General features: G+C 52.0%; 14 protein-coding genes. 12 read left to right on the top strand and 2 right to left on the bottom strand.

Features of this window, described 5'->3' with window-relative positions:
• The first annotated feature begins 1 nt into the window (after position 1).
• The 9 genes from PLA01S_RS01560 to PLA01S_RS01520 all read left to right on the top strand — a co-directional run bounded on the left by PLA01S_RS01560 (position 2) and on the right by PLA01S_RS01520 (position 8,599).
• Complete coding sequence (locus PLA01S_RS01560) at positions 2–1,363, top strand: ABC transporter substrate-binding protein (protein ID WP_127589743.1); 1,362 nt, start codon at positions 2–4, stop codon at positions 1,361–1,363.
• 30 nt (positions 1,364–1,393) lie between these two features.
• On the top strand, positions 1,394–2,359 hold the full coding sequence (locus PLA01S_RS01555; RefSeq protein WP_012819332.1) for a carbohydrate ABC transporter permease: 966 nt from the start codon (positions 1,394–1,396) through the stop codon (positions 2,357–2,359).
• A gap of 60 nt (positions 2,360–2,419) precedes the next feature.
• Positions 2,420–3,244 (top strand): carbohydrate ABC transporter permease, encoded by an 825-nt coding sequence (locus PLA01S_RS01550; RefSeq protein WP_100540568.1) that lies wholly within the window; start codon positions 2,420–2,422, stop codon positions 3,242–3,244.
• Positions 3,245–3,304: 60 nt separating this feature from the next.
• Positions 3,305–4,171, top strand: coding sequence for a sugar phosphate isomerase/epimerase family protein (locus PLA01S_RS01545; RefSeq protein ID WP_127589742.1), 867 nt, complete (start codon positions 3,305–3,307; stop codon positions 4,169–4,171).
• Positions 4,168–5,178 carry a Gfo/Idh/MocA family protein gene (locus PLA01S_RS01540; RefSeq protein ID WP_127589741.1) on the top strand — a complete coding sequence of 337 codons (1,011 nt, stop codon included), beginning with the start codon at positions 4,168–4,170 and terminating at the stop codon, positions 5,176–5,178. Before PLA01S_RS01545 ends, PLA01S_RS01540 begins: the two co-directional genes overlap by 4 nt.
• A gap of 53 nt (positions 5,179–5,231) precedes the next feature.
• Positions 5,232–6,260, top strand: a complete 1,029-nt coding sequence (locus tag PLA01S_RS01535; protein ID WP_127589740.1) for a Gfo/Idh/MocA family protein — start codon at positions 5,232–5,234, stop codon at positions 6,258–6,260.
• 17 nt (positions 6,261–6,277) lie between these two features.
• Positions 6,278–7,069: a glucosamine-6-phosphate deaminase gene (locus PLA01S_RS01530; RefSeq protein ID WP_127589739.1), complete on the top strand. Its 792-nt coding sequence runs from the start codon at positions 6,278–6,280 to the stop codon at positions 7,067–7,069.
• Positions 7,047–8,225 carry an N-acetylglucosamine-6-phosphate deacetylase gene (locus PLA01S_RS01525; RefSeq protein ID WP_371860371.1) on the top strand — a complete coding sequence of 393 codons (1,179 nt, stop codon included), beginning with the start codon at positions 7,047–7,049 and terminating at the stop codon, positions 8,223–8,225. The genes PLA01S_RS01530 and PLA01S_RS01525 overlap by 23 nt, the downstream gene beginning before the upstream one ends.
• An 83-nt stretch (positions 8,226–8,308) precedes the next feature.
• Positions 8,309–8,599, top strand: a complete 291-nt coding sequence (locus PLA01S_RS01520) for a hypothetical protein (protein WP_127589737.1) — start codon at positions 8,309–8,311, stop codon at positions 8,597–8,599.
• 135 nt (positions 8,600–8,734) lie between these two features.
• Here the strand turns inward: PLA01S_RS01520 and PLA01S_RS01515 are convergent, their stop codons facing one another.
• The gene (locus PLA01S_RS01515) at positions 8,735–9,397 is read right to left on the bottom strand and encodes a CatB-related O-acetyltransferase (protein ID WP_127589736.1); all 663 of its coding nucleotides are present in this window, start codon (positions 9,395–9,397) and stop codon (positions 8,735–8,737) included.
• A 217-nt stretch (positions 9,398–9,614) separates the two neighbouring features.
• Complete coding sequence (locus PLA01S_RS01510) at positions 9,615–10,562, bottom strand: helix-turn-helix transcriptional regulator (RefSeq protein ID WP_127589735.1); 948 nt, start codon at positions 10,560–10,562, stop codon at positions 9,615–9,617.
• 111 nt (positions 10,563–10,673) lie between these two features.
• Between PLA01S_RS01510 and PLA01S_RS01505 the strand changes: the two genes are divergently transcribed.
• From PLA01S_RS01505 to PLA01S_RS01495, 3 genes are all read left to right on the top strand, one after another.
• Positions 10,674–11,162 carry a DinB family protein gene (locus PLA01S_RS01505; protein ID WP_127589734.1) on the top strand — a complete coding sequence of 163 codons (489 nt, stop codon included), beginning with the start codon at positions 10,674–10,676 and terminating at the stop codon, positions 11,160–11,162.
• 44 nt (positions 11,163–11,206) lie between these two features.
• Positions 11,207–11,818, top strand: a complete 612-nt coding sequence (locus tag PLA01S_RS01500; protein WP_127589733.1) for a peptidase E — start codon at positions 11,207–11,209, stop codon at positions 11,816–11,818.
• 141 nt (positions 11,819–11,959) lie between these two features.
• Positions 11,960–12,631: a DUF4097 family beta strand repeat-containing protein gene (locus PLA01S_RS01495; RefSeq protein ID WP_127589732.1), complete on the top strand. Its 672-nt coding sequence runs from the start codon at positions 11,960–11,962 to the stop codon at positions 12,629–12,631.
• Positions 12,632–12,712: the final 81 nt, after the last annotated feature.

Genomic DNA, 12,712 nt, shown 5'->3' with positions numbered 1-12,712 from the left:
TGTGAAAAAGAGAAAAGGGTTCTACAGCTGGGTAACGGCCTTATTGCTTATATCCATCATTGTAAGCGGATGCGGGAATGCCAGCGAAGGTAAGGACGGCACTGCATCTCCGGGCACCGGGGACGAGGAAGGGAAGAAGGTAGAAATCCTGCTCGGATATTATTCCAGCGACAGCTCCGATGCCAAGATGAAGGAGCTGATTGAACAGTTTGAGAAACAGCATCCGAACATTACGGTGAAGACGCAGAGCGCGCCATACGGGCAGTTCTATCAGAAGCTGGATACGCAGATCGCGGCGGGCCAGGCGCCGGACGTATGGCTGTCCGACGGCGTCTACGTCATGAAATACGCCCAGCGGGGCGCAGCTAAGGATCTGACGGATTGGATCGCAAGGGACCTGAAAGCCGACGAGTACTACGGCCTCGATTTCAACAAGGACGCGGACGGGCGCTATTGGGGCGTGCCGCAGGGCATTCAGGTCGGCGTGCTGTTTTATAACAAGGAGCTGTTTGATAAAGCGGGCGTAGCGTATCCTTCGGATGAATGGACCTGGGAAGACCTGAAATCGTCGGCAGCCAAGCTGACGGTGGATGCCGGTGGAAAAACGGCCGAGGATAGCGGGTTTGACGCTGCGAGCGTGAACCAGTTCGGACTTACGTTCTTCAGCATTACCGAGGGCTGGTTCTCCGTGATGAAATCCTACGGCGGCGGTGCCCTTGACGAGAAGGCCGAGAACTCGATCATCAATTCCCCTGAGAACAAGCAGGCGTTCGAATGGATGGTGGACGGCATGCAGCGCGGCATCATTACCGATCCGGTTGACCTGAAGAGCTTCCAGAGCAATACCGCCGTGTTCCCTAGCGGATCGGCCGCCATGCGGATCGGCATCTATGCCCGGGTGCAGGCAGCGAATGAAGCCGGTCTGAATTACGATGTGACGCTGCTGCCGAAGGGACCTGACGGCAAGCGGGTATCCCCGGTCATCGCCAACTCGTGGGTGATTAATCAGAAGTCGAACGATGAGAAAGCGGAAGCTGCCTGGGAGTGGATTAAATACTGGGCTACGGAAGACGATGTACAGAAGCAGTGGACTGAGCTTGGGGAAGCTGTGCCCGTGAAAAAATCCGTAGCGGAATCCGAAGTGTTCCTCAAGGCGGGAGAGCAGCCGGCAAACCGCCAGGCATTCCTCGATAGCCTGGAGTTCGCACAGACGCTCGACAATAACGCGGTCTGGGAAGAATGGGTGGGCAAATTCAACGAACATGCCGAGCGTGCCTTCCTGGGCGATGCAGCCATCGATCAGGCGTTAAGCGAGGCGGACGCAGCCGTTCAGTCGGTCCTCGATGATTTTTATAAAAAATAAAACCAAGGGTGGAAGAAAGGCGGGAGTGAAATGGACAATACGCTAAATGACAATGCAGCACTCAAAGCCGATCCGATGCCGCACGGAAAGCCCGCCCGAAAACGGAAATGGGATCATGAGGGGAGATGGGGGCTGCTCATGGCCTCCCCCTATCTTCTCCACTTTATCATTTTTGTGGCGGGTCCCCTCGCCGCATCCCTGTACTTCAGCTTTTCCGATTACGATATGCTGAATCCGCCCGAGTGGAGTGGATTGGATAATTTCCGGCGAATGGCCGAGGATTCGATGTTCTGGCGTTCCCTGTGGAATACCCTGTATTTTGCGGTTCTGTTCGTGCCGCTCCAGACCTTTCTCGCGCTCGTGCTGGCTGTTGCGCTAAACCAGCGTTTGAAAGGGCTTAAATGGTTTCGGATGGCCCACTTTATCCCGGTGATCTCCTCCTGGACCGTCATCCTGTATGTTGCCGACGCCGTATTCAATCCTCGCTTCGGTCTGGCGAATACGCTGCTTGCCAAGCTGGGGCTGGAAGGGCAAGGCTGGCTGCAGGACCCGAAGCTGGCCATTCCGCTGCTTGTTTTCATTGCGGTTTGGAAAGGGATCGGTTATATCATGGTCATTTATCTGGCGGGGCTACAGAGTGTTCCCGGGGATCTGTATGAAGCCGCGGAAATCGACGGTGCAGGAGCCCTGCGCAAATTCCGCTACATTACGGTTCCGTTGATCTCGCCGACGACCTTCCTGGTTGTCATCATGAGCACGATTTCCACTTTCCAGGCGTTTGAACAGATTTATGTACTAACCGGCAGGGGCGACATCAGCTCGGCTGGAGGTCCGAATAACTCCAGCTTGGTCATGATGCTGTATTTATATCGCGAAGGGTTCACGTTTATGAGGATGGGTTATGCTTCCGCCATTGCTTGGGTGCTGTTCATGATCCTGTTCCTGCTGACGCTGATACAGCTAAGGGCTCAGAAGAAGTGGGTGCACTATGACTGATCAAGCGGTCAGGATGGAACTGCAGATTTGGAACCGCATCGGGGGAAGGAGGAGCCGCAAATGAGAAGAAAGCTGCTGGGAAAAAGTATCGGTTATGTGCTGATCGGGATCAGCTCGCTCATCATGATCGTGCCGTTTCTGTCGGCGCTCATGAATTCATTGAAAACCTATAAGGAATATACAACGGTTCCGCCACGCTGGATTCCCGAGGTATTCCAATGGTCCAATTACGCCGAGGTGTTCCGGCTTGGGAATATTGGCGGTTACACGCTAAACAGCATCTTCGTGGCCGCATTGTCCGTCATCGGCGCATTAATCTCTTGCTCGATGGTCGGTTACGCGTTCGCAAGACTGCGCTTTCCGCTGAAAAGTGCGCTGTTCGTGATGGTGCTGGGAACGATGATGATTCCGGCGGTGGTCATCATTATCCCGCATTTCATCATTTTTAATAAGTTGAACATGCTGGATACGCTCACGCCGCTGTGGATTATCGAATGGCTGGCTCAGCCGTTTGGGATTTTCCTCATGCGACAGGCTTTTATGAATATACCTAAAGAGTATGAGGAAGCGGCCAAAATGGAGGGCTGCAATCCGTTCCAGATTTATCTGCGGATCTTCATTCCGATGGCCAGGCCTACGCTGGCAACGCTGGCGATCTTTACGTTCATGGGCAAGTGGAACGAGATTCTGACGCCTGTCATTTATTTGACCTCGAATGAGAAGTATACGCTGCCCATCGGCATTCTCTCCTTATCAGGCCAGTGGACCGGCAATGAACAGCTTATGATTGCAGCCGCACTGGTCAGCCTGGTTCCGATTCTGCTGGTATTCCTGTTTGCCGAGAAATATTTTGTGCAGAACCACAATATGGCCGGGATTAAATAATGGAACGTTACTATCGGCCCGGGAAGGGTCATGTCTGTGAAGGAAAGGATGAAAGACGAGATGAAAATAGCGGCATTCAGCGGATCACTCATCGATTACAGCATCCATGAAGCGATGTCGATTGCGGCCGAACTTGGTTTTGACGGGATCGAAATCGCCTGCCGCGAACCACATTTGAGCCCGGAGGCATCGCTTCCGCGGGTCCGCGAAATGAAGGCACTTGCGGATGGGCACGGTATGGAGATTCCGGCATTGGCAGGTTACATGGGTCATTTCTCGACAAGCGGTGATGCCGAATGTGCCGAGGCCTATGATCAGTTTATGGGCCTGCTTGAACGCGCGGTGATGTTGGAGGCGGGCATGATCCGGATCTTTCAGGGAGGTCCGAACGCCTTCCTGGCGGAAGATTATCATTATGCCAAGGCGGCTTTCTGGATTCGGAAATGCGCGGAGGAAGCCCGCGCGGCGGGAAAACGGATCGTGCTGGAGATCCACAACCAGAGCCTGGTGGAGACGACGGAAAGCGCACTGCGGTTGCTGGATTTGATCGGCGACGATCAGGTTGGCCTGATTCATGATGCAGGAAATATGTACATCACGGACACGGAATTTGGGGGAAAATCGGTCCGGCGGCTTGGAAGCCGGTTGTTTCATGTGCACATCAAGGATGAACGGCGGATCGGCCAATTGGGCGCGCCGGGAACGTTCAAGAATTTGACTCGTCACGGGGAAGAATTCTTCCTGCAGTGCCGCCTGGGTGAGGGAGAAGTGGATCACGGCGGGCTGCTCAGGGGACTTCGGGAACAGCGGTACGCGGGTTGGCTTACGCTGGAATGTGCAGCTCCCTATCCGCCGAAGGAACGGCTCGCTTATGATCTAAGGGTCATCCAGGAGTGGCTGCAGGCAGTGGAGGTGTCAACCGGATGAGCGGAAAAGCACGGAAATTTGGAATCATCGGCTGCCAGCATGCCCACATCGGCATGTTTATCGAGGAGATGCTGGCACTGGGCTACGAATGTGTAGGAGTATACGAACCGGACAATCAGCCGTTAGCCCGCACCCTCGCCGACCGGTACGGCCTGGAGCTGACGGGGGAACGTGAGTCGATGCTGGCAGACGAAGGCGTAGGAATCATCGGCTGCGCGGCCATCAATGATGAGAAGATGGACGTCATAGAGCTGTGCGAGCTGCACGGCAAACCGATCATGATCGACAAGCCTGCCGTGACGGACCGGGCGGGGCTAACCCGGCTGCGCGGCGTTCTGGAGCGTGGAAGAATCGAGGTAGGCATGCTGCTGACCGAGCGCTTCCGTCCATCCCTGCATACCGTTCATCGGATGATCCGGGAGGGTGAATTGGGGGACATCGTCCATATCTCGATGCGCAAGCCGCATCGGCTGAATCCGGAATCCCGTCCTTCCTGGCATTTTGACAAATCGCAGTCCGGCGGCATCATCAACGATCTCTTCGTGCATGACTTCGATCTGTTAAGGTGGCTGACGGGCCGGGAAGTCGAGACGACTTCCGGTTATCTGGCGAAGCATATGCTGCCTGAATACCCGACCTTCTATGATGCGGCCGGCGTGCAGGTATTTATGGCTGGCGGCATAACGGCACAGCTTTACGCGGACTGGCATACACCTGCCGGCAGCTGGACTTGGGGAGACGGCCGGATATTCATTACGGGGACGCGCGGCATTGCCGAAATTCGGCTGGAAGGCGATCCTTTGCTGTCCAGCGATGAGGTTGTGCTTGTTATCACCGATCAGGAGCTGCGTTCTATGCCTTTGAAGCCGCCGCCGTTCTCCCTTTCGCAGGATTTTCTGAACCGGGTGAATGGAGAAGCGGGCGTGATCACGCATGACGATATTTACAAAGCCTCGGAGGCGACGGTGATAGCCGATGAGGAAGCACGGATCCTGATTCGGGAATAGGGAAAGCATGCGGCTTTGCTGCAAACTGAACGTAACGAGGAGGCGTAGGATACATGACGGAGGAAACATTGCCGGTTCGATTCGGGATTATCGGCTGCGGGATTATTGCTGACATTCATGCAAAGAGCATCATGAACACGGAGGAAGCCGTGCTGGCCGCCGTATTCGATACAAAACGGGAATCTGCGGTCAAACTGACTGCAACGTACGGAGGAGATATCTGCGACACCTTGGAAGAACTGCTGGCACGCGAGGATATAGAGGTAGTCTGCATCTGCACGCCAAGCGGTATGCATGCAGAGCAGACGGCGATGGTTGCCCGGGCGGGCAAGCATGTGCTGGTGGAGAAGCCAATGGCGATCCGGCTTGACGATGTCGAGCGCATGATTGAGGTATGCACGGAGAATGGGGTGCTCCTGGCAACCGTCTTTCCAAGGCGTATGTCCCCGCAGGCCCGATATGCCCGCCAGGTCATTCAAGAAGGGCGCCTCGGGAAGCTCAGCTTATGCTCGGCGTATGTCATGCTGTACCGAGATCAAGCCTACTATGACAGTGCAGGCTGGCGCGGGACCTGGGCGATGGATGGCGGCGGAGCGATGATGAATCAGGGAATCCACACGGTGGATATGCTGCAATGGCTCGTTGGGCCCGTTGCGTCCCTGTCCGCGAAAGCCAAGGCCGTGCTGCGCAATATCGAAGTCGAAGATACCGTTATCGCCGCGCTTGAATTTGTGAACGGTGCGCTCGGCGTCATGGAGATCACGACGACAGCCTGCGACGGGAAAGGGCAGCGGCTGGTCATTCATGGCGAGAAGGGCACGCTTGTCATCGAAGAAGATACGATTGTATCCCTTGAGATCGATGGCGAACAAGTTCAGCTGCCTGAATTCGAACCGTTTAAAGTTATACCTGACGGCCACCGCCTGCAAATTCAAGATATGGCGCTTGCCGTTCGCGAAGGCCGCGAGCCTGTCGTCACCGGGAAGGACGGTCGGCATTCATTGGAGATTATTCTCGGCACCTACGAGGCTTCCCGGCAGCGCAAGGAAATTCAACTACAGACCGGAACGCCGGTGTTGTAAGGGCTGGAGGTGACTTTATGAAGACTGGGCAAAGCATAAAGCCTGTTATTGAAAGAGTTCAAGATCAACTGAAGGTCCGCGTTTATGACCAGCGCGAAGCGATGGGAAAAGCGGCGGCCGCCGATATCCGCGCGGCCATACAGCGCCTTCTGACCGAGAAAGAGCGCATTCGCATCGTCTTTGCGGCTGCCCCGTCACAGAACGAATGCCTGGCGGCGCTGGTTCAATCGGAAGGATTGGACTGGAGCCGGGTCACGGCTTTTCATATGGATGAATACATCGGCCTTCCTTCGTCTGCGTCTCAGCGGTTCGGGAACTTTTTATCCCGGCAGCTGTTTGATCGGGTATCTCCGGGGGAGGTTCATTTTATCGACGGCATGAATGATCCTGAAGCGGAGTGCGACAGATACAGCCGATTGGTAACTGCCGAGCCGATCGATATGGTAGTCCTGGGCATTGGCGAGAACGGGCATATCGCCTTCAACGATCCGCCCGTTGCCGATTTTGCCGACCCGTTATGGGTGAAGCGGGTCAGGCTGGACGAGGCTTGCCGCCTTCAGCAGGTGAATGACGGCTGCTTTGCGAGCTTGGAAGAGGTCCCGGAATACGCGCTTACGCTCACTGTTCCGGCGTTAATGTCAGGTGCCCATCTGTTCTGCGTCGTTCCGGGTGCAACCAAGCGGGCAGCGGTTCAAAGGACGCTGCACGGCGAGATAAGCGAGGCCTGTCCCGCCAGCATTCTTCGGCGGCATCCGGATTGCACGCTGTACGTGGACCTGGAGTCGTATGGGGAAATCCGGAATGGATAGCCCTGGTCTTGTTCGTATGGGCCGACATTATGCAACAGATGAGCCGATTGAGCTGGCATGGAACCCTGACGGCCGGATAGAGCGGACACTTCCTTACGACGGCGACGGGGAGATGTGGATTGCTCCCGGATTGATCGATCTTCAGATTAACGGCGGTTATGGACATGATTTCAATTCGCTGCCGCTTACAACGGAGACGGTCATCCAGGCAACCCGGCGCTTATGGGAGAAGGGGGTAACGCTGTACTACCCAACCGTCATTACCAATGGCGATGAAGAGATCGAACAGTTGCTGCGGGTTATCGACGCGGCTTGCCTGGAGGATGAAACGGTCGGTTCGACCATTGGCGGGATTCATTTGGAAGGACCCTTTCTTTCTCCGGAGGAAGGGCCCAAAGGCGCGCACGATTCCCGGTATATCAAAGCGCCGGACTGGTCGTTGTTTACAAGATGGCAGGCGGCATCGGGGAACCGGATTCGGATCGTGACCCTATCGCCGGAGTGGCCGGAAGCTGCGGATTTTATTCGGGCATGCGTGAAGGCGGGAATCGTTGTATCGATCGGGCACACTGCCGCCACACCTGAGCAAATTCGGGACGCCGTGGACGCTGGAGCGACGATGTCCACCCATCTGGGCAATGGCGCGCATCTGACGCTGCCTCGCCATCCGAATTATATATGGGAGCAGCTTGCGCAAGATCGGCTGTGGGCAGGGATCATCGCGGACGGATACCATTTGCCGGATTCGGTCATCAAGGTGATGCTCCGCGCCAAGCCGTCCAAAGCGCTGCTCGTCAGCGATGCCGTCTATTTAAGCGGAATGCCGCCAGGCGAATACGAGACCCATATCGGCGGTCATGTCGTCTTGACTTCCGAAGGTCGATTGCATCTCGCCCGCAAGCCCGAGCTGCTGGCCGGCTCGGCCATGATGCTTGCCGATGCGGTATGGCGGCTGGCTCAGTCGGGGCTGTGCACGTTTCCTGAAGCATGGGACATGGCTTCCATGCTGCCCGCCCAGGCGATAGGGCAAGCGGAAAGCTATGGGCTAAGGAGAGGGGCGCAGGCCGACTTCGTGCTTCTGGAGAAGCATAAGGGGAACCTTCGCATTGTGGAGACCGTCAAGGGAGGGCGTTCGGTTTACCAGGCGGCTCAATAAATGTTAAAATATAGAGAAGATACTTGAAAAACCCAGAATAACATCTGGGTTTTTCCTCATTACGGACAGAAGAGGAGAGAGGCATGACATCGAAATGGAGAGTTCCCGTTGTGCGTAAAATCTCAGCATGGACGTTTATTTTGCCTATCCTCTTATTCGCAATAGAAATTTTGTTTGTCCGCGATGGGCACTGGTTTCACTTTTACGGACTGCTATCCACTGCCTTTATTCCGCCGTTCGGTATCGTGTTATCTATCCGTTCCTATGGAATTACCGATTCAGCCAAGGACCTGCTATTAATAGCCTGCAATGTGCTTGCGTTATGCTCTTATTTTATCTACACCTTTTTAGGATATCTCATGCTGGGTCCATAAGTTAGATTTCCATGAACAGGATGCAAGGAGTTTTGAACAATGAACAAAAGTCTGAGGCCAAGATGAAAATATCCCTTCTTGAATTCAAGAAGGGATATTTTCATTCGTTTTTTTATTCTAATGAGGAGTCGGAAATTAAACGTATGGTTTTATTTCTTTTTGATAAAAGTCATATAATCGGTGGATGGAAGAACTGGACAAGATATGAGCAGCTCGTTCAATTTGCTCGCGTTCCCAATCGAACCATCGCATTTCCATTAACTTTTTGACTTCTTCGTCCGCAAAGCGTTTCTTTATCTCTTTAGCAGGGTTACCGCCTACGATTGTATAGGGCGGGACATCCTTAGTAACAACCGAACCAGCGGCAACAATGGCGCCTTCGCCTATGGTCACACCTGGCATAATCATGGCATTCATTCCAATCCAGACATCACTTTCGATGACGGTATCACCTTTTGGTGCGTAAGAAGTTTCAATCTGCTCTACAAACGGGTACACAGTTATCCATTCAGGATGATGATTGTGATTTCCGCCCATTAAAATAATAACACCACTTGCAATGCATACGTAATTTCCAATAATCAACTTATCGATATGCCAACCATGGCTTTCGATGGGATTAAACAACCTTCTGGATTTTTCATCCCCCCATAGGTATCTAACGCAACCATCTTCAAAATCATGATGATCGTAATATCCAGAATAGTATGAGTACTCTCCTACACTAATCATAGGGTTCGTGACAATATCCTTTAAATACTTAATTTCGGACCAGTGTTCAAACCGATGTTGTTTCATTCTTTTCCCTCGCTTCTAAGTAGAATATATCGTTTACTTAGAAGCTCAATACAGTAGCCACATTCTTAAACCTGATCAAACGACGAACCATCGTCCTCATCCTTTTCCTAATTGTTGATGAAATTGTAACAAGGCATGTTCTTTTCGTCAATCTTACGCGGATACAAGATTCCGATAAAATAATCCATACCTTTTGCCAAATGAGAGGTAGCTGCCTCTAACCATACTTCACCATCATCTCCGTCAGAATCCCCTTCATGCGATCCACCAGCTCCTGCGGCTCCTTCACAGTGGCTTCATTTCCTAATCCGATAAAAAATTTAGCGAAATACAAAATTTCGCTGACAGGAACGTTCTGATCGAGCTGTCCGCTTCCATTCGGCTGCATATCAATATGGGGAACCGGACATAACTCGGATTCGCAGCGTTGAACACCTTCCCGGCTCAGATCAACGACCATGCGAATATAGACCGATTTCTCTGTCCCGTACTCCCTCCAATTACCCAGATGGATATGGCGGTGATCCCGCGGCTCGATGCCGGTTGCATCCTCAAGCACGGACTGCATGCGGTCACAGCGGAACAGGCGAAAATCATTGCGCAGAAAACAATAAGCGGGACAATACCAGAAGCCGTTGCTTGCATAGATGCCCACGGGCTGGATGCTCCGTTCCGCATATCCTTCCCGGGTCTCGTATAACATCGTAACGACCCGCTGATCAACGGCGGCATCCAGCAGAACCCTGAGAGATTCAGCCTTCTGCTGCCTTGTATGCGTCATAAAATCCACGCGGTTTTTCATCTGGTCAATCCGGTCTCGCACATCCCCCGGCATGTAATAATAAAATTTTTGAAGTGCGGTAGAGGACTCGGCTTCAAAGGGAAGAAATAGATAGTGACGCAGGGCGTGGCTGGCAAAAAACATCGCTACCGCTTCTTCCTCGCTGAAGGCGATCGGCGGGAGAATCCGTTCCTTCAGCACCTGGTAACCGCCGTGCGGTCCGACCTCGGAATAGAGGGGAACCCCCAGTTCGCTGAGCTCCTGCAGGTCCCGCAAAATCGTGCGAGACGACACGCCGAATTGATCGGCCAGTTCTCTTACGGTGAATTTTCGCATTCGGTTAACGGTCATCATCAGCTCAATGAGACGTTTGGATTTGGACATAAGATCAGCTCCGAATCGTTGGATGACTATGACAATAGTTGTCACTATTATACGCTATACTGTCCGTAGAACCCAGATCCCCCTTATAACTAAAAATTGGAGTGATGAAACGTGAGTCAATTGCATGAAATGAAGCAGCTGTTGTTCGAGGAACTGGAGCTTATCGTTCGGACCAGCTCGAATCTGATCGGCAAAATTTCGGCAGAGCATTGGGATTACAGACCTGCCCACAATATGAGGTCGCTTCAGGAACTCGTGCATCATTTGGTGTCGGTGCCTGCCACGGACCTGTTGATTCTTCAAGAGAAGAGCGAAGCGGAGATCCGAGAGCTGGAAGCAAGCATCGCCGCTGACGGCGTGGACAAGGACAAGCTGATCTCTTGGATGACAAAGGGACTTGCGGATGTAAAATCCTACATGAACGGGCTGACAGATGAAGAATTTATGCAGAAGAAAACCAAACCCTTCTACTTGGAGCACGGTTCAACCCAAGCCAAGTGGCTGATTGAAATCGTCACGCATGCCCAGCATCACCGGGCGCAAATGTTCAATTACCTGAAAGCACAGGGCTATGAAGTGAATATGTTTGATTTATATTAAAGTTAAAGAACGGATACCTAGTGATAATGAAAGGAGAAGTAAAGATGCTGAATTTGTTTTTAACATCTTCGTTTAAAGATGTTGTTGATCATTTTAGAGAATTCGTTGCTGATGATCTAAAAGGGAGGAGTTTAACGTTTATTCCTACTGCGAGTATTCCAGAAGAAATCACCCACTATATTCATACAGCAAAGGAAGCATTCGAAAAGTTGGGAGTCGTCGTTGAAGAGCTTGATATTTCTGCAGCACCATCGCAGGAAATCAAAGAAAAGCTAGAACGAAATGACTTTATTTACGTATCTGGTGGAAATACGTTCTACTTGTTACAAGAGCTGCGGAAATCAGGGGCAGATAAGATCATAACAGATCAAGTTCATTCGGGAAAATTGTATATTGGAGAATCAGCGGGATCTATCATAACATCTCCCAATATAGAGTATGTAAAATTCATGGATGATATAGGTAAAGCGGCTACATTGAAATCGTTTGAGGGTTTAAACTTCATAAATGTTTATCCTGTTCCGCATTATAACAACGAACCTTTTAAAGACGCAGCTTCTGATTTAATGGCTCACTACAATTCTAAATTAAATCTCGTGCCTATCTCCAATACGCAAGTAATCCAAGTTGAAAAAAATAAAATAGTTGTTCGTTAAAATGATGTTCGATTCGATGATTAAAGGGATGGCGATCGCCATCCCCTTTTTTATCTTATTCCATAAATATAAATTAGCTTGAAAGTGACGCAGCGTCATCCTGTACAATGGCTTCAATGTTGAAAAGGGGTGGAAAAAGTAATGAAACGATATGCACCGGCTGCAATCCTATGGATCCTTGGCGTATTCTTGCTCAGTGCATGCAGTTCAGCGAGCGAAGAAGAGGAGCTCCAACGCTTAACGCTTGAGAAGGTTGAAGAGCTGGAGATCGACCATGGCAGTACGACCTTGTTCGTGGAGACAGCGGATGTGGAGGCATTGGAGGTTTCGCTGCTCGGAAGCGGCTATTCCGCGGGGGCCGTTGTTGATCAGGAAAACAATCGGGTGAAGATTCGTTTAGATAACGATATCACTCGGATGTTGAATATCGGCCGGATGCCGCAGCTTCACGTGAGAATTCCCGCGGATTATGCAGGGAAGGTCATCGTAGACGGTTCTTCAGGCAAAGTAACGGGAACCGGCTTGCAAAACCACAGCCTCCGGGTAAAGGGGCGAAGCGGGAATATCTCACTTGCGTTCACCCGTTTGAACAACGATGTGGAAGTATCGGCGACAAGCGGAAACGTGAACATACAGCTCGATGAAGAAACGCCTGATGCGACATGGATGCTGCAATCCGGCAGCGGACGCCGGTCGATTGCCGTTCCTTTGGAGGATAGAAAGGAGAGCAACCGGAAGACGGAAGGGCGCTCCGGTGCTGGCCAGCATGAGGTGAAACTCAAAACCTCCTCAGGGAACATCTCGATCAAATAAACATGTAAGAACAGAGCGTAAGAAAAAACAAGCATCCCCGTGGTCCTTTCCAAGAGTTTACAGCTTTCGGACTCTTGAAGC

It is taken from the genome of Paenibacillus lautus NBRC 15380 (genome assembly GCF_004000945.1).
GTDB classification, from domain to species: Bacteria; Bacillota; Bacilli; order Paenibacillales; family Paenibacillaceae; genus Paenibacillus_AQ; species Paenibacillus_AQ lautus.
This window is presented reverse-complemented; position numbering and strand designations above follow the sequence as displayed.